This is a genomic window from Streptomyces sp. NPDC096046, from assembly GCF_040303285.1.
Classification (GTDB): Bacteria; Actinomycetota; Actinomycetes; order Streptomycetales; family Streptomycetaceae; genus Streptomyces.
Map to the genome: position 1 here is coordinate 14,874 of NZ_JBEOSZ010000019.1, position 21,416 is coordinate 36,289.

Consider the following 21,416-nt stretch of genomic DNA (forward strand, 5'->3'; position numbering starts at 1 on the left):
ATGCCCGAGGCGGGCTCAGCCGCCGTACGGCCGCCTGTGCCGGGCCTCCCGCAACGCCCTCCCCCACCAAGCCAGTTGGTCCAGCATGGTCTTCGCCGCCGCGTTCGGGCCGGACGGGTCGCGCAAGACGCCCCGGTCGTCGAAGGCGGTGCCGGCGTTGTGGAAGGAGACGGTGTCGCGGACGGTCACGGCGTGGAGCTCGGCGAAGACCTGCCGGAGGTGCTCGGCGGCACGCAGACCGCCGGACAGTCCGCCGTAGGAGACGAGGGCGACAGGCTTGGCCTGCCACTCGGTGAAGTGCCAGTCGACGAGGTTCTTCAAGCCTGCCGGGAAGGAGTGGTTGTACTCGGGGGTGAGGATCACGAAGGCGTCCGCGCGGGCCAGTTTCGGGGTGATGCCGGACAGCGCGGCGGTCGCCTCCGGGGTCGGTTCGAGGGACATCGGCAGCGCGGTCTCGGCGACGTCCACGACCTCGGCGACCAGGTCGTCCCGGCCCCGGATGCGACCGAGGAGCCAGTCGGCGACGACGGGGCCGAAGCGGCCGTGCCGGTTGCTGCCCACGACGAGGGCCAGCCGGAGCGGGCCGGTCGTGGTCTGCTGGGCGGCTGAGTCGCTCGAGTCCGTCGTGGTCTGCTGGGCGGCCGAGTCGCTCGAGTCCGTCGCGCTCTGCTGGGCCGCCGAGTCGCTCGAGTCCGTCGCGCTCTGCTGGGCCGCCGAGTCGCTCGAGTCCGTCGCGCTCTGCTGGGCCGCCGAGTCGGTCGAGTCGGTCGTGGTCTGCTGGGCGGTCGAGTCGGTAGCGGTTGTGTTCATGCGGCACAGCCTCGTACCTCAACCATTCTTGAGGTCAAGCGCCGATGCGCACATCCGGGTCACCCGTTCACACGCGCTCCCCGCGCTTTTCCGCAACCCCACCCGCCGAACGCCCGTGACCTGCCGAAACGGGCGGGAGCATGGACCGGCGCCACATCCCCTGACACCCATTCATCCCAATTCTGACGCTTCCTCAGCAAGCGCGGCCGTGTCGCTGCCCGTTACCTCGGTAGGGCAGGCGCACCACCGAACCGCCTCGAAGGGGAGCACCGATGCGACGTACCGCCCGGCCGTTGACCGCCACCGCGTTCGCCGTCGCCGCCGCGGCTCTCGCCGCGGCCCCCGCGCACGGCGCGTCCGCCGATGGCCTGGAGGTGTCCCCGGCCTCGGTCGTGCCCGGCGGTCAGGTCACGGTGCGCACGGCGGCCTGCGGCGACGGCGGCCCGGCGACGGGCGACGCCCGCGCGGTCGGGGCCGGTTCCCTCATCCTGGCACCGGACGCGCACGGGCGGGACGCGACCGGGCGGTTCAGGGTGCCGCCGAGTGCGCAGCCGGGCACGTACGAGATCACCGCGACCTGCTCTCGCAGCGGTCGGAGGATCACCGGGGACCTGGTGGTCACGCTGACGTCGGTGCGCGGTCAGGTGCATCCCCGGGGGAGTGTGAAGACGGGGGTCGGCGGCGCCTTGGGACCCGACCCCGTGCAGACCGCGGCCGGTGTGGCGGCTCTCGCCGTCGCCGCCGCGGGCGGTACCTGGCTCCTGCATCGCCGGGCGAGAGGCGACGGGATCTGACGGACACCCTCCGCTGTCCGTCGCCGGTGCCGCATGTCCCCTCCCCCTCCGGGTCCGACGCCCCTCGCGGCCCGGAGGGGGCACGGGGTGGGGCTCCCGGACCACCGAGGGAGATCAGGAAAGGGGTGGGGTATGCGCAGGTTCCCGCACGGCATCAGGTTCGGCGGCCCGGCCGACGCCGCCATGGCGGCCGTGACGGTGTTCGCCCTGTGCTCGGGGGCGTGGCTGCTGCGCGACGGGGCCGGGACGCACGCCCCGCCGCAGCCGTCCGCCGCGCAGGCCCGGGCCGGGCTGGACGGCCGGGCCGGTGAGCGGCCCGCCGCGCCCGCGCTGCCGCCCTCGCCGCCCGACCGCATCCGCATCCCGGCGATCCGGGTGAACGCGCCGCTGACCGGACTCGGCCTGACGAGGACCGGCAATCTCGACGTACCGCCCGCCGCGGACGAGAACCTCGCCGGCTGGTACGAAGCCGGCACCACCCCCGGCGAGCGGGGCACCGCGATCGTCGCCGGCCACGTCGACACCGCCGACGGGCCCGCCGTCTTCTACCACCTCGGCGCCCTGGCCAAGGGCAGCACGATCGAGGTGGACCGGCGGGACGGCGGCGTCGCGGTGTTCACCGTGGACGCCGTCGAGGTGTACGCCGCGAGGGACTTCCCCGACGAGAAGGTCTACGGCGCCGCCTCCCGGCCCGAGTTGCGGGTCATCACCTGCGGCGGCGGCTGGTCACGCGGCACCGGGTACCAGGGGAACGTCGTCGTCTTCGCGCACCTGACCGGCAGCCGGTGAGGCTCCCAGGACGTTGGCCCTCCCCCAGGCCCCCAGCGGCTCCAGCGCCTCGTTCAGGGACACGCCCCTCGGCGTCAGCGAGTACTCCACGCGGGGCGGCACCTCGTCGTACGCCTCGCGGTGCACCAGGCCGTCGGCCTCCATCTCCCGCAGGTGCGCGGCGAGCACCTTCTCGGTGACGCCCGGCAGCTCGCGGCGCAGCTCCCCGAAGCGGCACGGCCGCTCGTTCAGCGCCCAGAGGATCAGCACCTTCCAAGACTTCGCACCGCTGCTGGTGGACTGGCCGACGGCGATGGCCCCGGCCGTGCACCAGAGCGCCGATCGGATCCAGAACGGCGACTACACCCGCGATGTCGTCTCCAGCCTGGCGATGCAGGTCGCGGGCAACACCACCCTGCTGCGCACGGCCGAGGAGCAGCGGGTCAGCCCGGAGCTGCTGACGCCGTACACGAAGCTGATGGAGCGGCGGCTCGCGCAGGGGCACGGGGACGAGGACGGGACGGGCCTGGTCGAACTGCTGGACCTGCGAAGGGCCTAGGCCAGCCACTGCTCGTAGGCCAGGTTCGCCACCAGGGCGAAGACGACCGTCAGCAGCACGATCCGGACGAAGCCGCTGCCCCGCTTCAGGGCGGTGTGGGCGCCGAGGGTGCCGCCCGCGAGGTTGAAGAGGGCCATCAGGGCGGCCAGTCGCCACAGGACCGCGCCCTGCCAGGCGAAGGTGGCCAGCGCACCGGCGTTGGTGCAGCAGTTGACGACCTTCGCGGTGGCGGAGGCGGTGACGAGGTCGAGGTGGAGAACGGCGGTGAGCGCGAGGACCAGGAAGGTGCCGGTGCCGGGGCCGATCAGACCGTCGTAGAAGCCGATGCCGAGGCCGGCGAGGCCGATCGCGGCGAGGATCCGGCGGCGGGTGGCCGGTCCGGTCGCGGGGGCCGTGCCGAAGGCGGGCCGCAGGATCACGAAGGCGGCGACCCCGAGCAGCACCACCATGATCACCGGCTTGAGGACGTCGGTGCTCATGCCGGCCGCGAAGAACGCCCCGGCGGAGGATCCGGCGAGGGCGGCCAGCCCGATGCGGACGGCGGTGCGGACGTCCACGGGCGCCTTGCGGGCGTAGGTCACGGCCGCGCCCGTGGTGCCGACGATGGCGACGGCCTTGTTGGTGCCCAGCGCGTGCGCGGCGGGTGTGTTCGCCGGCAGTCCGAGCAGCAGCACCGGCAGCAGCAGGAGGCCGCCCCCGCCGACCACGGCGTCGATCCAGCCGGCGGCGAGGGCCGCGACGCAGAGCAGGACGATCACGGTCAGCGATATGTCGGGCATGATCATGACCCTACGCGGGCCGTCGCGACGCCGGTACGACGCACCTCACAGTCCGTCGTCACCGCACTTCAGGAACCCTCACACCCACCGCCCCGCCCCGCTGAGGGCAGCGTTCCCCGCGGGAAACAGAGGTGATGCTGCCGGGTAACACCGGCACCGCAAGGTCGAGGACATGACCTCGAATGAGCGTGTGGTGGTGATCGGCACCGGCCTCGCGGGCGTACGGCTCGCCCGGCGGCTCGGCGAGCTCGGCACGCCCGCGCTGCTGATCGGCGAGGAGGAGCACCGGCCCTACAACCGGGTACTGCTCGCCGAGGTGCTGGCCGGACGGTACAGCCCCGAGGTGATCGCCCTCCCGGCACCGGCCCGGATCATGCGCGGCCGGGTCGTCGGTGTCGACCGCGGACAGCGGACCGTCACCTGCGCCGACGGGACGGTGATCGGATACGACCGGCTCGTTCTCGCGACCGGCTCCAACCCCGTACTGCCGCCGCTGCGCGGGCTGTTCACCGAGCATCACGAACTGCCCGAGGGCGTCCACGCGTTCCGCACCATGGACGACTGCCTGGGCCTGTCGAAGGCGGTCCGGCCGGGGGCCAGGGCCGTCGTGGTCGGCGGCGGGCTCCTCGGGGTCTCCGCGGCCCGGGCGCTCGCACTGCGCGGCGCCCAGGTGGTGCTCGCCCAGCAGTCCGAACGACTGATGGAGCGCCAGCTCGACCCGTCCGCGTCGAAGCTCGTCAAACGGCACCTGACCGACCTCGGCGTCGAGGTGCACACCGAGTGCCGCGTGCGGGACGTGCGCTGCGTGGGCGGCGCGGTCCGCTCCGTGGAGATGGCCGACGGCTACGCGCTCGACGCCGATCTGGTGGTCGTCGCCTGCGGTGTCCGCCCCCGGGCCGGTCTCGCGCAGGCCGCGGGACTCGACGTCCGCAAGGGCGTGGTCGTCGACGACGAGCTGCGCACCTCCGACCCGTACATCCACGCCGTCGGCGACTGTGCCCAGCACGCCGGCGTGCTCTACGGACTCGCCACTCCCGCGCTCGAACAGGCCGACGCGCTCGCCGCGCTGCTGGCCGGTGACACGACCGCCCGGTACACCGGCACCCGGTCACTGACGCGGCTCACGCTCACGGGGCACGACGGTCCCTTCGACCTCGCCGCGTTCGGCGAGACAGAGGCGCTCCCGGGCGACGACGTCGTCCAGCTCGCCGACGCCACCCGCGGCACCTACCGCAAGGTCGTCGTCCGCGACGACCGTCTGGTCGGCGGGGTCCTCGTCGGCGAACTCGGCACCGTCGGCGCGCTCGCCCGCGCCTGGGAGGGAGCAGAGCCGCTCCCCTCCGACGGCGGTCCGCTGCTCCACCTGCTCACCAACGATGGAGGCTCCTGATGACGGCCACCCTGGGGGCGAACCCCACGATCGTGCTCGTCGGCCACGGCATGGTCGGCCAGCGCTTCCTCGAAGCGCTGGCCGAGCGCGGCCTGACCGCCACGCACCGCGTGGTCGTGCTCTGCGAGGAGCCGCGCCCTGCCTACGACCGCGTCCAGCTGACGTCGTACTTCTCGGGCCGGACGCCCGAGGACCTGTCCATGACGGACATGGAGTTCATCAAGGACCACGGCATCGAACTGCACGTGGGCGACCCGGCGGACAGCGTCGACCGGGAGGCCCGCCGGGTCACCGCCCGCTCCGGTCTCGTCGTCGACTACGACGTGCTGGTCCTGGCCACCGGCTCGTACCCCTTCGTGCCGCCGGTCCCGGGCAAGGACGCCGAGGGCTGTTTCGTCTACCGCACGATCGAGGACCTGCTCGCGATCGAGGAGTACGCGAAGAAGGCCCGGGTGGGTGCCGTGGTCGGTGGCGGTCTGCTCGGCCTGGAGGCGGCCGGCGCCCTCAAGGGTCTCGGACTCACCTCGCACATCGTGGAGTTCGCGCCCCGGCTGATGCCCGTCCAGGTGGACGACGGCGGCGGTGCCGCGCTGCTGCGCACCATCGAGGAGATGGGCCTGAGCGTCCACACGGGTGTGGGCACACAGGAGGTGGTGGTCGGTGAGGACGGCTCGGTCACCGGCATGAAGCTGTCCGACGGTTCCGAACTCGCCACCGACCTGGTGGTGTTCTCCGCCGGTGTGCGCCCCCGCGACCAGCTGGCCCGGGACTGCGGTCTGACGGTCGGCGAGCGCGGCGGCATCACGGTCGACGAGCAGTGCCGTACGGTCTCCGACCCGCACGTCTTCGCGATCGGCGAGTGCGCGCTGGCGGCGGACGGCCGGGTGTACGGCCTGGTCGCCCCCGGCTATGAGCAGGCCGAGACGGCGGCGGCCACGATCGCCTCGGACGAGGCGTCCTTCACCGGCGCCGACCTCTCCACCAAGCTGAAGCTGCTCGGCGTGGACGTGGCGTCCTTCGGTGACGCGCACGGCACCGCCGAGGACTGCCTGGACGTCGTCTACTCCGACTCCCGCGCGGGCCTGTACAAGAAGCTGGTCATCGGCCGTGACGGCACGCTGCTGGGCGGCATCCTCGTCGGTGACGCGGAGGCGTACGGCACGCTGAAGGCGTTCACGGGCTCGGTCCCGCCGGTCGCGCCCGAGTCGCTCGTGCTGCCGGCCGGCGCCGGGGAGTCCGTCCGGCTCGGTCCCTCCGCCCTGCCGGACGACGCGATCATCTGCTCCTGCCACAACGTCTCCAAGGGCGCGATCCGCGGCGCGGTCACCGACCACCGGTGCACGACCGTGCCCGAGGTGAAGAAGTGCACCAAGGCCGGCACCGGCTGCGGCTCCTGCGTCAAGGTCCTCGGCCAGCTCGTCAACGCCGAGCTGGAGGCGAGCGGCGTCGAGGTCGACAAGGGCCTGTGCGGCTGCTTCTCGCAGACCCGTGAGGAGCTGTACGAGATCGTTCTCGCCCTGCGCATCAACTCCTACCAGGACCTGCTGGACCGCTACGGCCGTGAGCAGGCCCGGGGCGGTGACGGCTGCGAGGTCTGCAAGCCCACCGTCGGCTCGATCATCGCCTCCCTCGCCCCTGCGATCGGCGCGAGCGGCTATGTCCTGGACGGCGAGCAGGCGGCGCTGCAGGACACCAACGACCACTTCCTGGCCAACCTGCAGAAGAACGGTTCCTACTCGGTCGTGCCGCGCATCCCCGGCGGCGAGATCGCCCCGGAGAAGCTCATCGTGATCGGCGAGATCGCCCGCGACTTCGGCCTCTACACCAAGATCACCGGCGGCCAGCGGATCGATATGTTCGGCGCCCGCGTCGAGCAGCTGCCGCTGATCTGGGCCCGGCTGGTGGACGCCGGTTTCGAGTCCGGCCACGCCTACGGCAAGTCGCTGCGCACGGTGAAGTCCTGCGTCGGGCAGACCTGGTGCCGCTACGGTGTCCAGGACTCCGTCCGGATGGCGATCGACCTGGAGCTGCGCTACCGGGGCCTGCGTTCCCCGCACAAGCTGAAGTCGGCGGTCTCCGGCTGCCAGCGCGAGTGCGCCGAGGCCCAGTCGAAGGACTTCGGCGTCATCGCCACCGCGAGCGGCTGGAACCTCTACGTCGGCGGCAACGGCGGCGCGACCCCCCGTCACGCGGATCTGCTCGCGCAGGATCTGTCGGACGCCGAACTCGTGCGGCTGATCGACCGGTTCCTGATGTTCTACATCCGCACGGCCGACCGCCTGGAGCGCACCTCGACCTGGCTGGAGCGGATCCCCGGCGGCCTGGACCACGTGCGGGACGTCGTCGTGCACGACTCGCTCGGCATCTGCGACGAGCTGGAGCAGCTCATGCGGGCGCATGTCGCGCACTACCGCGACGAGTGGGCCGAGACCGTCAACGACCCCGAGAAGCTCGCCCGGTTCGTGTCCTTCGTGAACGCCCCGGACACCCCGGACCCGGTCGTCGCCTTCGTGCCCGAGCGCGACCAGATGAAGCCCGACCTGCCGCTGCTGTCCATCGGCATGCGACCCGCCGCTGACGTACTGGAAGGAAGCGCCCAGCGATGACCCTGGCACCCGAGACCACTGATCTGAAGGTCGAACTCGCTCTGGACGGCGACTGGTTCGCGGTCTGCGACCTGAGCATGCTGCTCCCGGGCCGCGGGGTGGCGGCACTGCTGCCGGACGGCCGGCAGGCGGCGATCTTCCGGGACCGCTCCGGTGAGCTGTTCGGCGTCGACAACCGCGACCCGTTCACCGGCGCGGCGGTCCTCTCCCGCGGCCTGACCGGCACCCACCAGGGCCGCCCCTTCGTGGCCTCCCCCCTCCTGAAGCAGCGCTTCGACCTGATGTCCGGCCAGTGCCTGGACGACGAGACGGTACGGGTGACGGCCTACGAGGTGCGCGCGGCGTAGGGAGACCGGGCCTGAGAAACCGGCGTGCGAACACCCCTCTCCGGAGGGGTGTTTCGCCGTGCGCCGGGCGGAACTCGGGAGACGGCGTTCAACGCGGAGGCCGGTCGTCGCCTCAGCACGGTAACCGTGTATTCGCCTTCCGCGGTGACCATGTCGGCGCCTTCAGCGCGGGGACCATGTCGGCGCGCACAGGAGGTGTCCATGTCGTCGAGCTCAGCGCGGCGGCCGAGTCGTCGCGGGTGAGTGCCGGGGCGTCGGGGAGCGGGGCGCGTCGGCGGCGCGTTCGCAGTGCGGCCAGTCACCGAAGTCGCGGTCACGGCTCCACAGCTTCCGGGCCGCCTGGATGTTCCACTCCGGGTCCAGCGCCTCGCGCGGTGTGCCGCCCAGCTCGCGCAGCCGGGCGTCGGAGATCTGGAACACTCCCCAGTTCCGGGTGCCGTTGGTGTTGGGGAGGATGTGCAGCGGGTCGAGGAAGGACTGGCAGTCGGCGATGGCCACCGCCTTGTCCGGCACCTCGGGGAACACCTCCCGGACCCGTTGCCGTACCTTCCGCGGCGACCACACGTCCATCCGGACGCGCGAGGTGTACAGCGCCTTCTTCGTCGGCTCCCCGACGACTCCGTTGGGCTGGAGTCCGGCGAGCACCTGGAAGGCGGTGACGCGGCGCAGGGTCTGCGGCCCGAAGTTCCCGTCCACGCCGATGTCCGCGCCCTTGGCGTGCAGCAGGCGCTGCACCTCGCGCACGCACCCGTCGTGCTCACCCATCGCGATCACGGGCGGGCAGTTGACCGAGAACAACGGCCGGTCATCGCCGGTGCCCCGCCCGCCGCCGACGGGTGCCCGGCCGTTCGACAGCGCCCAGGCGCAGACGCTGACGGCGGCGATGAGCGCGGCCGTGACGACGGAGGTGCGCAGCCGGCGTCGGCGTGACCATCCGGCGGGGCGGGGGCGCGGCGCGGCGTCCGACTCCCCGACCGGGTCCGCACCCGGCTCCCCTGCCCGGTCCCGGCCCGGCTCCCCCGCCCGGTCCGCACCCGGCTCCCCCGCCCGGTCCCGGCCTGGCTCCCCCGCCCGGTTCGGGCCCGGATTCCCGGCCGGGTCGGGCGCCGGATTCCCCGCCCGGTCCCGGCCTGGCTCCCCCGCCCGGTTCGGGCCCGGATTCCCGGCCGGGTCGGGCGCCGGATTCCCGGCCGGGTCGGCGGCCGGACTCGCGGCCGGATTCGTGTCTTCGATCGGCTCCGCCGTTTCGTCGTCCGGTGTGTGTTCCTCGGCTTCCCCCGCACCGGCCGCTGCCGCCCGCGCCGCGTCCGCCAGCGCCCACAGGCGGTGCAGGGTGCGCAGTTCTTCCGGAGTCGCGCCGCAGACCGTGGCCAGCCGGTGCGCGCTCCCGTAGTCCTGCGGCACCGACGTGCCCCGGCAGTAGCGGTGCAACGTCGAACCGGCCAGCCCGGACTTCCTGGCGAGGGCCTCGTAGCTCAGCCCGGACCGGCTCTTCAGCGAACGCAGGAGCGCGGCGAACCGCTCCGTTTCTGGGCACGCGGACAAGGCCTCTCCCCCTCGGAATCCCCAACAGAACGCTGGTCGGGCGTCTTGTGCCGACACTGTGCCACCAAAGGCGTCCCATGGCCGTCCCAACGGTGTCGGAACGCGCCAGGCGGGCGCCCCGACGCCGTCCCGGCATCCCAGCAGGCCCTTTCGTCCTTGCCCGGCCCGGTCGTGCCTTGCCAGCGTCGGGCCGTCCGCTTCACCGTCCCCACGACCTCCGAGGAGACCAAGCCCATGCGCCTTTCCGTACGCCGGAACTCTCGTACGAACTCGCTGCTCGCGGTTCTCACCGTCAGCGCCGCCGCCGTCACCGCCCTGGCCGTGCCGAGCTCCGCGTCGGCGGCCCCGGCCGCGCCCGCCGCGGTGGACTGCGCGTCCGGGCACGTCTGTTTCTGGACCGGCGCCAACTTCACCGGCAGCAAGTGCGCGTGGGATGTGGCCGACCCCGACTGGCGGAACGGTGCCATCAGGTGCTCCTGGGCCGCCACGACCAACGTGAAGTCCGTGTGGAACGCCGGCACCAGCAGCTCCAGCGGTGTCGCGTACTACCGGGGCGCCGACTACTCCGACCGCGTCGGCTGCACCCGCCAGCAGCACGGCGGCAACCTGGCCGGTACGTACAAGGTCCGCTCCCACCGGTGGATCTCGGGCAGCTGCGGCTGACCCGGCCCCCGCACGAACGCGGTGGCGTGCACACCCGCTCGGGTGCGCACGCCACCGCGGCATGTCCGGCCGGGCGTCCACCTGCTCTCCAACGCCTCGCGGGCGTCCCCGTCGGACAGCACCGTCACGATCGAGCTGCGGCTGCCGGCGTTGCGCGACAGCCGCCCCCGGCCGGGTCGATCCGCACGTCACCGACGAGGGCCCGGGCATGACGGAGGAGCAGCGGGCCCGCGCGGGCCGGGCGGGGACCGTCCGAGGAAGCCGAGACGGGGGTTCCGGCGCTGCCCGCGGGGCGGTGACGGGCCATGGAGGATGGACGGCACAGGCGGCACAGGCGACACAGGCGGCACAGGCAGCACAGGCGGCACAGGCAGCACACAGCATGCCGCCCCCCGGCCATGAATTGTCCATGCCCCGTCAATCCAGTCCCCTTAGCGTCCTTTCCGCCTCCCCCACGCACGACCCTGCCGTCGACCGGCGGCGGGGCGGTACGGCACCTCTTGGAGTGAGAGTGGAACGTCGTAGCCTCCTGCGTGCGGCCGTCCTCGGCGGCACGTCGGCCGCTCTGGGCGGAACCCTGTGGCGCGGGGCCGCGTACGCGGCCCCGGCCCAGCCCGGCACCGGCCCCTACGGCCCGCCGGGTTCCCCGGACGCCAACGGCATCAGACTCCCCGGCGGCTTCACGAGCCGGGTCATCGCCCGGTCCGGCCGACCGGTCGGCAGCACGTCGTACACCTGGCACAACGCCCCGGACGGCGGCGCCTGCTACGCCGACGGCACGGGCTGGATCTACGTCTCCAACTCCGAGATCAACCCCTCGGGCGGCGCGAGCGCGGTGCGGTTCTCCTCGACCGGCACGATCACCGGCGCGTACCGCATCCTGTCCAACACGCGGCAGAACTGCGCCGGCGGCAAGACGCCGTGGAACACCTGGCTGTCCTGCGAGGAGGTGGACCGGGGCTACGTCTACGAGACGGACCCCTGGGGCGCGAAGGCGGCGGTGCGCCGCGACGCCATGGGCCGCTTCAAGCACGAGGCGGCGGCGGCCGACCCGGTCCGCCAGGTCGTCTACCTGACCGAGGACGTCACCGACGGCTGCTTCTACCGCTTCCGCCCGACGACCTGGGGCGACCTGTCCTCCGGCACGCTGGAGGTCCTTGTGGCCGGCAGCGGCACCAGCGGCCCGGTCACCTGGGCCCGCGTCCCCGACCCCTCCGGCGCGACCGCCACCCGCCGCCAGGTCTCCGGCGCCAAGCGCTTCAACGGCGGTGAGGGCTGCTACTACGCGAACGACACCTGCTGGTTCACCACCAAGGGCGACAACCGCGTCTGGCAGTACAACGCCGCCGCCCAGACCGTCGAACTCGCCTACGACGACTCCCTGGTGACGAGCGGCACGGCTCCGCTCACGGGCGTCGACAACGTCACCGGCTCCGCCTCCGGCGACCTCTTCGTCGCCGAGGACGGCGGCACCATGGAGATCTGTGTCATCACCCCCGCCGACGTGGTCGCCCCCTTCCTGCGCGTCGATGGCCAGTCCGGCTCGGAGATCACGGGCCCGGCCTTCTCCCCGGACGGCACCCGCCTGTATTTCTCCAGCCAGCGAGGCACGAGCGGTTCGTCCTCGGGCGGCATCACGTACGAGGTGACGGGGCCGTTCCGCTCGTAGCCACCCGATCGGGCTTCACACCAGCATCACAGATTGGTCACCTCTCCCGCACGCGGGGCCGCCCGGCTCTACGGTCATCCCCTCACGTATCAGCCCTGGGGGGATGACCATGAGCAATCCGCACACCGGCCCGCACACCACCCCGTACCCCGCACCGCCCCCGCAGCGGCCCGGCGGACCGGCGCCCCGCTGGGCCAGGAAGCGCTACGCGCTGCCCGCGCTCGGGCTGGCCCTGTTCATCGGCATCGGCATGGGCGCGAGCGGCGGGGAGACCGCGAACGACGCGAAGCCCGCGTCCGCCGAGCCACGGCCGACCGTCACCGTCACCGCGACGGCGACCACCACCGCGACGCCGCCCGCGAAGGAGCCTGAGCCCGCTCCCACCGTCACCGCCACGAAGACCGTCAAGGTCACCACCACGGTCACCGCGCAGCCGGCAGCGGGCGGCGGGGCCGACGACAGCGGCTCGGAGGGCGGCGGGGACGTCTACTACGCCAACTGCAGCGCCGTGCGCGCCGCGGGCGCCGCCCCCATCTACCGGGGTGAGCCCGGGTACGCCTCCCGTCTGGACCGGGACGGTGACGGGGTCGCGTGCGACACCTGAGCCCGATGCGCCGGTGACCATCGGCGTGTCCGGCCGTTCCACCGTTCGGGCAGCTCGCTCCGGGCTGCCCGGCCGACGGAAGGAACACCACCGTGGACACGACCGTGCCCGCCCCGAACGCGCCGCGTGTGCTGCCCCGTGCCGAGTGGGTCAGGACACTGCCGCAGACCATCGTCGCCTCCTGTGTCCTGCTGCTCGACGCCGAGGACCGGATCCTGCTGCTGCGCTACGCCGGGGGCCAGCCCGCGGCGGGGCTCTGGGGACTGCCGGGCGGCATGCTCGACCCCGGCGAGGACCCCGTCGGTGCCGCGCGCCGGGAGCTGCACGAGGAGACCGGCATCGCCCTCCGGGGGGACCTGCGGTTCATCGGGTACGACCACCGGGCCGATGTGCTGGGCACCGGGCCGGTGCTCGACTTCTACTTCCACGGCGGCCGGCTCCCGGCCGGGCAGCCCGTCCAGCGCAGCCCGGAGCACGACCAGCACGGCCTCTTCGCCCTCGCCGACCTGGAAGCCACCCCGCTGGCGACCCGGCTGCCGACCCTCGGCGCCCTGCTGACCGCGGCCCGGACCGGCACCGTCGTATGCCTGCGCGACGGCCTGCCGCGGTAAGCGTTCCTCAGGCATTCCTCAGGCGTTCCCCAGGCCCTGGACGGAACGCGCGAGAGCGGGGCGGCACCTCCGCACAAGGTGCGCCCCGCTCTTCTTCGTGCGCCGGAGCCGCCGCGATCGGTGAGGGTCGGGGACCGTCGACGGCTCCGGGTTCTCCGGCCCGGGCCGGCCCTGTCGTGTGGATCGTCCCGGCGTCGCGGGACCGGGTCGGCTGAAAGGGAGCCGAGCCGCACAGCCGGGCCGACCCGGACGGCAGGACCTACCGGTGGTCGCTGCCCTGGGACTGGACCGCCGCCCGGCCCGCTTCCAGTCGGGCGACCGGGATGCGGAACGGGGAGCAGGAGACGTAGTCGAGTCCGACCTCGTGGAAGAAGTGGACCGACTCGGGGTCGCCGCCGTGCTCGCCGCAGACGCCGAGCTTGAGGTCGGGGCGGGTCTCGCGGCCGGCCTTGGCGGCCAGCTTCACGAGGGAGCCGACCCCGTCCTTGTCGATCGTCTCGAACGGGGAGACACCGAAGATGCCCTTCTCCAGGTAGGCGGTGAAGAAGCTCGCCTCCACGTCGTCCCGGGAGAAGCCCCACACCGTCTGGGTCAGGTCGTTCGTGCCGAAGGAGAAGAACTGCGCGGCCTCGGCGATCTGGCCGGCGGTCAGCGCGGCGCGCGGCAGCTCGATCATCGTGCCGATGGACAGCTTCAGCTGGGCGCCCGAGGCCGCCTCGACCTCCGCGATGACCTGGTCGGCCTCCTCGCGCACGATCTCCAGCTCCTGGACCGTGCCGACGAGCGGGATCATGATCTCGGCGCGCGGGTCGCCCTTGGCGGCCTTGCGCTCGGCCGCCGCCTCCGCGATGGCCCGCACCTGCATGGTGAACAGGCCGGGGATGACCAGACCGAGACGGACACCGCGCAGACCCAGCATCGGGTTCTGCTCGTGCAGGCGGTGGACCGCCTGGAGCAGGCGCAGCTCGTTCTCGTGCGGCTCCTGGCGGGACTCGGCGAGCGCGACGCGGACGGACAGCTCGGTGATGTCGGGCAGGAACTCGTGCAGCGGCGGGTCCAGGAGGCGAACGGTGACCGGCAGGCCGTCCATCGACTCGAACAGCTGGACGAAGTCCTGCTTCTGGAGCGGGAGCAGCTGCTTGAGGGACTCCTCGCGCTCGGCGTCCGTGTCGGCCAGGATCAGCCGCTCCACCAGCTCGCGCCGATCGCCGAGGAACATGTGCTCGGTGCGGCACAGGCCGATGCCCTGGGCGCCGAAGCGGCGGGCGCGCAGCGCGTCCTCGGCGTTGTCGGCGTTGGCGCGCACGCGCAGGCGGCGCTTGCGGTCGGCGAAGGCCATCATCCGGTGGACGGCCTCGACCAGCTCGTCGGCGTCGTCGGCACCGGGGTGCATCCGGCCCTCGAAGTACTCCACGACCGGGGAGGGCACGACCGGGACCTCGCCGAGGTAGACCTTGCCCGAGGAGCCGTCGATGGAGACGACGTCGCCCTCCTCGACGACGTGCCCGCCCGGCACGGTCATCCGGCGGCGCTTGGTGTCGACCTCCAGCTCCTCGGCACCGCAGACACAGGTCTTGCCCATGCCGCGGGCCACGACGGCCGCGTGGGAGGTCTTGCCGCCGCGGGAGGTCAGGATGCCCTCGGCGGCGATCATGCCGTCGAGGTCGTCGGGGTTGGTCTCGCGGCGGATCAGGATGACCTTCTCGCCCGAGCGGGACCACTTCACGGCCGTGTAGGAGTCGAAGACGGCCTTGCCGACGGCCGCGCCCGGGGAGGCGGCGATGCCCCGGCCGACCTGCTGGACCTTCGCGTCCTCGTCGAAGCGCGGGAACATCAGCTGGGCGAGCTGGGCGCCGTTGACGCGGGTGAGCGCCTCGGCCTCGTCGATCAGGCCCTGGTCCACCAGCTGCGTCGCGATGCGGAAGGCCGCGCCCGCGGTGCGCTTGCCGACGCGGGTCTGGAGCATCCACAGCACACCGCGCTCGATGGTGAACTCGATGTCGCAGAGATCCTTGTAGTGGTTCTCCAGCGTCTCCATGATCTGCATCAGCTGGTCGTACGAGTTCTTGTCGATCGACTCCAGCTCGGCGAGCGGCACGGTGTTGCGGATGCCCGCGACGACGTCCTCGCCCTGCGCGTTCTGGAGGTAGTCGCCGTAGACGCCCTGGTGGCCGGAGGCGGGGTCGCGGGTGAAGGCGACGCCGGTGCCGGAATCGGGGCCGAGGTTGCCGAAGACCATGGAGCAGACGTTGACGGCCGTGCCCAGGTCGTGCGGGATGCGCTCCTGGCGGCGGTAGAGCTTGGCCCGGTCGGTGTTCCAGGAGTCGAAGACGGCGTGGATGGCGAGGTCCATCTGCTCGCGCGGGTCCTGCGGGAAGTCCCGGCCGGCCTCGGTCTTGACGATCTTCTTGAACTTGGTGACGAGCTTCTTGAGGTCGGCGGCCTCCAGCTCGGTGTCGACCGTGACCTTCTTGGCCGCCTTGGCCGCCTCCAGCGCGTCCTCGAACAGCTCGCCGTCGACGCCCAGGACGGTCTTGCCGAACATCTGGATGAGGCGGCGGTAGGAGTCCCACGCGAAGCGGTCGTCGCCGGCCTGCTTGGCCAGGCCCTGCACCGACTTGTCGGAGAGGCCGATGTTGAGGACGGTGTCCATCATGCCGGGCATGGAGAACTTGGCACCCGAGCGCACCGACACCAGCAGCGGGTCGTCGGCCTGGCCGAGCTTCTTGCCCATGCGGGCCTCGAGCGCGTCGAGGTGTGCACTCACCTCGTCACGCAGTGCCGCCGGCTCCTCGCCGCTGTCCAGGTAGACCTTGCAGGCCTCGGTGGTGATCGTGAAGCCGGGAGGGACCGGAAGGCCCAGGTTCGTCATCTCCGCGAGGTTCGCACCCTTGCCGCCGAGGAGGTCCTTGAGGTCCTTGTTGCCCTCGGTGAAGTCGTAGACGAACTTCACGCCCTCAACGCTGGTGCCGTGCTCAGCTACGTGGGGATCTTTGTTTTCCGACACGGGTCTCGACTCCTCGAGGACGCGGTGGCTGCCCTGACGGCGAGGAACATACCCAGATCAAAGGCGTCTGGGTACGTCCATGCGCGCGTCATGTGCCTGTAACCACTCGTCCGCCAGCGGATCGAAAGTCAAAGCTCGGCAAGCGATCACGGGCATATGTTTTCACTTCTTGAACGCAATACCCTCCTCGACCCTCGCCGAACGCTCATATGAGCAGGGTTTCCGCCCGTTTGATTTCGCTCGATGAACGATCAAACGGTGGCACTCAGTGCCACCCCTTGGAGAAGTGCAGTCGCCCATGATCCGCTCATCTGAGCGCAACCCTTATCAGGGGTGGCGAGAATCACGCTGCCACAGCCGACGGAATTTCACCATGCGGACGCGTCCCAGGGACCGAAACCCGGTTGTCACACCCCGAGCGCGCGCAGCCGCTCCTCGACCCGCTCGGGCGCGTAGAGGTGCTCCACGACCATGGCACCGGCCCCCACCAGCGCGGCCCGCTCGCCCAGCCGTGCGGTCACGACGTCCAGGTGCGCCGTGGAGCGGGGCAGGGCCCGCTGGTACAGCAGTTCGCGCACGCCCGTCAGGAAGGGAGTTCCGGCCAGATCCCCGGCGATCATCAGCACGCCGGGGTTGAGCAGCGTCACGACGGTGGCGAGGACGTCCCCCACCCGGCGCCCGGCCTCCCGGGCGAGTCCGATCGCGTCGGGGTGCCCGGACGCCAGCAGATCGCGCACGTCCGAGCCGGAGGCCGCCGGCACCCCGGCCTCCGCCAGCCGCCGCGCCACCGCGCCACCGCTGGCGACGGCGGCCAGACAGCCGTACGCACCGCACCGGCACAGCGCCTCGGCGCCCTCCGGCACCCGGATGTGCCCGATGTCGCCGGCGCCGCCGTCGATGCCCCGGAACACCGATCCGTCCACCACGACCCCGGCGCCGATGCCGGTGGAGACCTTCACCAGCACGAAGGCCGAGCAGTCCGGGTAACCGGTGCGCTGTTCGCCGTACGCCATGAGGTTGGCGTCGTTGTCCACCAGTACGGGCACCCCGGCGGTGCCCGCGTGCTCGGTGAGCGCCCGGGCCAGCCGGCCCCTTATGTCGTAGCCGTCCCAGCCGGGCATGATCGGCGGCTGGACGACACGGCCGGTCTCGGTGTCGACCGGGCCGGGCACCGCCAGCCCGACCCCGCAGACCGCCTCGGCCCCGCGCCCGGTCTTCTCCACCAACTCGGCGCACCAGCGGCCGAGTTCACCGAGCACCGCGTCGGGTCCGTCCTCGACGGCCAGGGTGCCGGAGTGCTCGGCGAGGATCTCGCCGCTCAGGGACAGCACGGCCGCGCGCGCGTGCCGGGTGTCGAGGTCCGCGGCGAGGACCACCGCGTGCTCGTCGTCGAACTCCAGGGTGATGGAGGGCCGCCCGCCCAGCGGGGAGTCCACCGGCCCGCCGGCGCCCTCGCGCAACCAGCCCGCGCGGAAGAGCCGGTCCAGCCGCTGCCCGACGGTGGCCCGGGACAGTCCGGTCACCTGTTGCAGCGCACCCCGGGTCACGGCGCGGCGACTGCGCACCAGTTCGAGCAGATCACCCGCGCTTGCCTGAACGCGTCCCGTCATGCGCACCCCCTTGTGTTTCCCAACTCTGCATTACATATTGGGTTTTGCGTGTTAAATAGACGTAACCCTACGGTAGCCCCTGCCGATCCCGGCCAGAGGTACGTCTTTGGGAGAGCCCCGAGTGGACCGCATCGCCCAGCTCAGCACGCGTCCCGCGGGGCGCGACATCGCATACGATCCGGCCGCCGCGCCGCCGTCCCTCCAGGCCAGGGCCACACAGGTCCTGGAGGGCAACTGGACGGGCACGTCCACCGTGCCCTCGCGCGGCCTGTATCCGCACCAGTGGTCGTGGGACTCGGCGTTCATCGCGATCGGCCTGCGGCACCTGTCACCGTTACGGGCCCAGACGGAACTGGAGACGCTGCTGGCGGCCCAGTGGGCGGACGGGCGCGTCCCGCACATCGTCTTCAACCCCTCCGTCCCCCACGACGCCTACTTCCCGAGCCCCGACTTCTGGCGCTCCTCGGCCGCCGGGCGCGCCGCGGGCGCCCCGCGCACCGTACAGACCTCCGGGATCGTGCAGCCACCGGTGCACGCGCTGGCCGCGTGGCTGGTGCACCTCGCCGACCCGGGCCTGTCCCGGGCGCGCGGCTTCCTCACCCGGGTGTACCCACGGCTGGCCGCCTGGCACGGATACCTCCTGCACCGGCGCGACCTCGGCGGAGGCGGACTGGTGTCCGTGGTGCACCCCTGGGAACAGGGCATGGACAACAGCCCCTGCTGGGACCGCCCGCTGTCCCGGGTCACTCCCGCCCCGGCCCGCTCCTTCCGCCGTGCCGACCTCGGCCACGGCACCCCCGAGGACCGGCCGACGGATCTGGACTACGGGCGGTACGTGCGGCTGGCGGCCGACTACCGGGACCGCGGATACGGCGACGGTGGAATCAGCGGGGCGGCCCGCAGCGCCACGGTTGAGGGCGGCGGTGGGAGACGGGCGGGAGAGTTCGCCGTGGAGGACCCGGCGTTCAACGCCCTGCTCATCGCCTCCGAGTACGCCCTGGCCCACATCGCCCACGAGCTGGGGGTGGCCGGCTCGGCCCGGCAGGCCCGCGCGGAACGCCTGACGGCGGCCCTGACGGAGCGACTGTGGGAGCCGGCGGCGGGGATGTTCCTGTGCCGGGACGTGCGCGCCGGGGAGCTGATCCCCGGGCGGGGGGTCTCCGGGCTGGTCCCCCTGCTGCTGCCGGCGCTGCCGCGCGACCTCGTGGCCACCCTGGTCCGCACGGTCTGCGGCCCGCACTTCGGCCTCGGCGGCACGACCCGCATGGTCCCGAGCTACGACCTGCTCGGCGAGGCCTTCGACCCGCACCGCTACTGGCGCGGCCCGGCCTGGTTCAACACCAACTGGCTGCTGGAGCGCGGGCTGCGGCTGCACGGCGAGCGGGGCCGGGCCGACGCCCTGCGCAGAGGCATGCTGCACACCGCCGGCGCCTCCGGTTTCGCGGAGTACGTCGACCCGTACACGGCACAGGCCTGCGGCGTCACCGGCTTCGGCTGGACCGCCGCGCTCACGCTCGACCTGCTGTACGACCGGCCCGCACGGGGCAGGAACGGCCTCACGGCGACCAAGGGAGGGGACGGGGAATGACGGACCGGCATCATCTGCTCGTGCACGGCCGGACGTTCGCCGCCGTCGGCGACCGCGGCGACATCAGCGGCTACCGGGGCGGCAGCGCCCCGGACGGCATGTTCGTACGGGACGCCCGGCATCTGAGCCGGTGGCAGCTCACCGTCGACGGGGCGGTGCCCGACACACTGTCACCGGTGGCCGACGGGGACACCGCGCGCTGTGTGCTCGTCCCGCGCGGCGGCCGCGACGAACCCCCCGCGTACACGCTCTTTCGCGAACAGGCCGTCGGAGACTCCTCTTTCGTGGAGTCGCTGCGCGTCACCAGCAACCGCCCGGTGCCGACGACGGTCCACCTCGCGGTCACCGCCGACGCCGACTTCACCGACCAGTTCGAACTGCGCTCCGACCACCGCACCTACACGAAGGCGGGCGCCGTCCGCTCCCGCCAGGTGCTCAGCCACGGTGTGGAGTTCACCTACCGGCGCGGTGAGTGGTGTTCCGTCACGACCGTGACGGCCGACCCCCGGCCGGACGCCGTGGAGGAGACCGGCACCGGCGCCCGGCGCCTGGCGTGGACCCTCGACCTGGAACCGCACGGCACCACCGAGCTGACCCTGCGGGTCATGGCCCGCCCGCACGGCGACCGGCGCGCCCTGCGCGTACCCCGCTCCCCTGCCGCCGCCCAGGAGCAACTCCGCCTGAGGGAAAGTGAGTTCGTCCGGAACGTGGCGGTCCCGAGCGGCTGGCCCGAGCTGGCCGCGGCCTGCACCCGGGGGCTCGCCGACCTCGCCGCCCTTCAGGTCCCGGCGACCGGCCCGGACGGCGAGGACCTGCGCGTCCCGGCGGCCGGCGCCCCCTGGTTCCTGACCCTGCTGGGCCGGGACGCCCTGCTGACCTCGCTGTTCGCCCTGCCCTACCGGCCGGGCCCGGCCGCCGCCACCCTGCCCGCGCTCGCCGCCACCCAGGCCGCCGGGACCGGTGCCGACGGCATCGCCCAGCCCGGCAAGATCGTGCACGAGGTGCGACACGGCGAACTGGCCCACTTCGGCCAGGTCCCCTACGGCCGCTACTACGGCTCGGTCGACGCCACTCCGCTCTTCCTCGTGCTGCTCGGCGCCTACACCGAGCACACCGGGGACACCGCCCTGGCCCGCCGCCTCGAATCCCACGCCCGGGCGGCCATCTCCTGGATGCTCGACCACGGCGGCCTCACCTCGCGCGGCTACCTCGTCTACCGGGCCGACCAGGGCGGCCTCGCCAACCAGAACTGGAAGGACTCCCCCGGTGCCATCTGCTCCGCCGAAGGCACCCGCCCGCACGGCCCGGTGACGGCCGCCGGCGCCCAGGGCTACGCCTACGACGCCCTGCGCCGCACGGCGGGGCTCGCCCGCACGGTGTGGCAGGACACGACCTACGCGCACCTGCTGGAACAGGCGGCCGGTGACCTGCGCGAGCGTTTCCAGCGGGACTTCTGGATGCCGGAGCACTCCTTCCCGGCCCTCGCGCTGGACGGCCGGGGTCGTCAGGTCGACGCGCTGGCCTCGGACGCCGGGCATCTGCTGTGGTCGGGGCTGCTGGACAAGGAGTACGGCGAACTCGTCGGCCGGCGGCTCCTCGAAGCGGACTTCTTCTCCGGCTGGGGCGTGCGCACTCTCGCGGCCGGGCAGCCGGCCTACCACCCGCTCTCCTACCACCGCGGCTCGGTCTGGCCGCACGACAACGCGCTGATCGCACTGGGCCTGGCCCGCTACGGACTGCACGACGAGGCACGCGCGATCGCCCGCGGCCTGGTCGACGCGGCGGGCGCGACCGGGCACCGGCTCCCGGAGGTCCTCGCGGGCTACGGCCGCGACACGCACCCGGAGCCGGTGCCGTACCCGCACGCGTGCGTACGCGAATCGCGGTCGGCGTCGGCCCCGTTGGCGCTGCTCACGGCGGTCGGCGTGGTCTGAGGCCCGGTGGGGCCGGGGCCTGTCGTCCGGGTCAGGTCGCGGGGAGACGGCGGCATCCTCACCATGCCGGTGAGCGGGGTCCGCGTGCGGGCCGCGGCGAGGCGGAGGAGGGCGTCGACGCGGAGCGCCGGC

The 21,416-nt window shown here is 72.7% G+C and carries 17 protein-coding genes and 1 pseudogene; 12 read left to right on the forward strand and 6 right to left on the reverse strand.

From position 1 onward, the window contains the following. Nucleotides 1–15: 15 nt before the first annotated feature. Nucleotides 16–573 carry an NADPH-dependent FMN reductase gene (locus ABTX62_RS18380; RefSeq protein WP_352117216.1) on the reverse strand — a complete coding sequence of 186 codons (558 nt, stop codon included), beginning with the start codon at nucleotides 571–573 and terminating at the stop codon, nucleotides 16–18. Between the two features lie 509 nt (nucleotides 574–1,082). On the opposite strand from ABTX62_RS18380, the gene ABTX62_RS18385 reads away from it, so the two are divergent. Together ABTX62_RS18385 and ABTX62_RS18390 are read left to right on the forward strand one after the other, a co-directional pair. Continuing rightward, nucleotides 1,083–1,604, forward strand: a complete 522-nt coding sequence (locus ABTX62_RS18385; RefSeq protein ID WP_352117138.1) for a GVDTG sorting domain-containing protein — start codon at nucleotides 1,083–1,085, stop codon at nucleotides 1,602–1,604. Between the two features lie 132 nt (nucleotides 1,605–1,736). Next, complete coding sequence (locus ABTX62_RS18390; protein ID WP_352117139.1) at nucleotides 1,737–2,393, forward strand: class F sortase; 657 nt, start codon at nucleotides 1,737–1,739, stop codon at nucleotides 2,391–2,393. Here ABTX62_RS18390 and ABTX62_RS18395 read toward each other — a convergent pair. Beyond that, nucleotides 2,331–2,687, reverse strand: a complete 357-nt coding sequence (locus ABTX62_RS18395; RefSeq protein ID WP_352117217.1) for a winged helix-turn-helix transcriptional regulator — start codon at nucleotides 2,685–2,687, stop codon at nucleotides 2,331–2,333. The genes ABTX62_RS18390 and ABTX62_RS18395 overlap by 63 nt on opposite strands. On the opposite strand from ABTX62_RS18395, the pseudogene ABTX62_RS18400 reads away from it, so the two are divergent. Beyond that, nucleotides 2,653–2,931: pseudogene (locus ABTX62_RS18400) on the forward strand (imine reductase family protein); the annotation flags it as partial. The gene ABTX62_RS18395 and the pseudogene ABTX62_RS18400 sit on opposite strands and share 35 nt — an antisense overlap. Here ABTX62_RS18400 and ABTX62_RS18405 read toward each other — a convergent pair. Next, nucleotides 2,928–3,710, reverse strand: a complete 783-nt coding sequence (locus ABTX62_RS18405) for a sulfite exporter TauE/SafE family protein (protein ID WP_352117140.1) — start codon at nucleotides 3,708–3,710, stop codon at nucleotides 2,928–2,930. The pseudogene ABTX62_RS18400 and the gene ABTX62_RS18405 overlap by 4 nt on opposite strands. Before the next feature lie 172 nt (nucleotides 3,711–3,882). Here ABTX62_RS18405 and ABTX62_RS18410 point away from each other — a divergent pair, with 172 nt between their 5' ends. Genes ABTX62_RS18410 through nirD form a run of 3 tightly spaced genes read left to right on the forward strand, consistent with a single transcriptional unit; the run spans nucleotide 3,883 to nucleotide 8,053 of the window. Further along, nucleotides 3,883–5,100: an NAD(P)/FAD-dependent oxidoreductase gene (locus ABTX62_RS18410; RefSeq protein ID WP_352117141.1), complete on the forward strand. Its 1,218-nt coding sequence runs from the start codon at nucleotides 3,883–3,885 to the stop codon at nucleotides 5,098–5,100. After that, on the forward strand, nucleotides 5,100–7,706 hold the full coding sequence (gene nirB, locus ABTX62_RS18415) for a nitrite reductase large subunit NirB (RefSeq protein WP_352117142.1): 2,607 nt from the start codon (nucleotides 5,100–5,102) through the stop codon (nucleotides 7,704–7,706). The genes ABTX62_RS18410 and nirB overlap by 1 nt, the downstream gene beginning before the upstream one ends. After that, on the forward strand, nucleotides 7,703–8,053 hold the full coding sequence (gene nirD, locus ABTX62_RS18420; protein WP_352117143.1) for a nitrite reductase small subunit NirD: 351 nt from the start codon (nucleotides 7,703–7,705) through the stop codon (nucleotides 8,051–8,053). Before nirB ends, nirD begins: the two co-directional genes overlap by 4 nt. Before the next feature lie 213 nt (nucleotides 8,054–8,266). Here the strand turns inward: nirD and ABTX62_RS18425 are convergent, their stop codons facing one another. After that, nucleotides 8,267–9,598, reverse strand: coding sequence for a helix-turn-helix domain-containing protein (locus tag ABTX62_RS18425; protein WP_352117144.1), 1,332 nt, complete (start codon nucleotides 9,596–9,598; stop codon nucleotides 8,267–8,269). A 234-nt stretch (nucleotides 9,599–9,832) separates the two neighbouring features. Here ABTX62_RS18425 and ABTX62_RS18430 point away from each other — a divergent pair, with 234 nt between their 5' ends. The 4 genes from ABTX62_RS18430 (at nucleotide 9,833) to ABTX62_RS18445 (ending at nucleotide 13,145) form a co-directional block, all read left to right on the forward strand. Beyond that, nucleotides 9,833–10,261 (forward strand): peptidase inhibitor family I36 protein, encoded by a 429-nt coding sequence (locus ABTX62_RS18430; protein ID WP_283970081.1) that lies wholly within the window; start codon nucleotides 9,833–9,835, stop codon nucleotides 10,259–10,261. Between the two features lie 511 nt (nucleotides 10,262–10,772). After that, entirely contained in the window at nucleotides 10,773–11,930 is a 1,158-nt protein-coding gene (locus tag ABTX62_RS18435; protein WP_352117145.1) for an alkaline phosphatase PhoX, read from the forward strand. Nucleotides 11,931–12,039: 109 nt separating this feature from the next. Then, complete coding sequence (locus ABTX62_RS18440) at nucleotides 12,040–12,534, forward strand: excalibur calcium-binding domain-containing protein (RefSeq protein ID WP_352117146.1); 495 nt, start codon at nucleotides 12,040–12,042, stop codon at nucleotides 12,532–12,534. A 92-nt stretch (nucleotides 12,535–12,626) separates the two neighbouring features. Continuing rightward, nucleotides 12,627–13,145: an NUDIX hydrolase gene (locus tag ABTX62_RS18445; protein ID WP_352117147.1), complete on the forward strand. Its 519-nt coding sequence runs from the start codon at nucleotides 12,627–12,629 to the stop codon at nucleotides 13,143–13,145. Nucleotides 13,146–13,404: 259 nt separating this feature from the next. On the opposite strand, the gene ppdK is transcribed toward ABTX62_RS18445, so the two are convergent. Next, on the reverse strand, nucleotides 13,405–16,152 hold the full coding sequence (ppdK, locus tag ABTX62_RS18450; protein ID WP_502997973.1) for a pyruvate, phosphate dikinase: 2,748 nt from the start codon (nucleotides 16,150–16,152) through the stop codon (nucleotides 13,405–13,407). A 407-nt stretch (nucleotides 16,153–16,559) separates the two neighbouring features. Continuing rightward, a complete protein-coding gene (locus ABTX62_RS18455; RefSeq protein ID WP_352117148.1) occupies nucleotides 16,560–17,762 on the reverse strand; it encodes an ROK family protein in 1,203 nt (400 codons plus the stop codon). A 121-nt stretch (nucleotides 17,763–17,883) separates the two neighbouring features. On the opposite strand from ABTX62_RS18455, the gene ABTX62_RS18460 reads away from it, so the two are divergent. Further along, nucleotides 17,884–19,350 carry an MGH1-like glycoside hydrolase domain-containing protein gene (locus tag ABTX62_RS18460; protein ID WP_352117149.1) on the forward strand — a complete coding sequence of 489 codons (1,467 nt, stop codon included), beginning with the start codon at nucleotides 17,884–17,886 and terminating at the stop codon, nucleotides 19,348–19,350. Beyond that, the gene (locus ABTX62_RS18465; RefSeq protein ID WP_352117150.1) at nucleotides 19,347–21,284 is read left to right on the forward strand and encodes an amylo-alpha-1,6-glucosidase; all 1,938 of its coding nucleotides are present in this window, start codon (nucleotides 19,347–19,349) and stop codon (nucleotides 21,282–21,284) included. The genes ABTX62_RS18460 and ABTX62_RS18465 overlap by 4 nt, the downstream gene beginning before the upstream one ends. The last annotated feature ends 132 nt before the right edge of the window (nucleotides 21,285–21,416 follow it).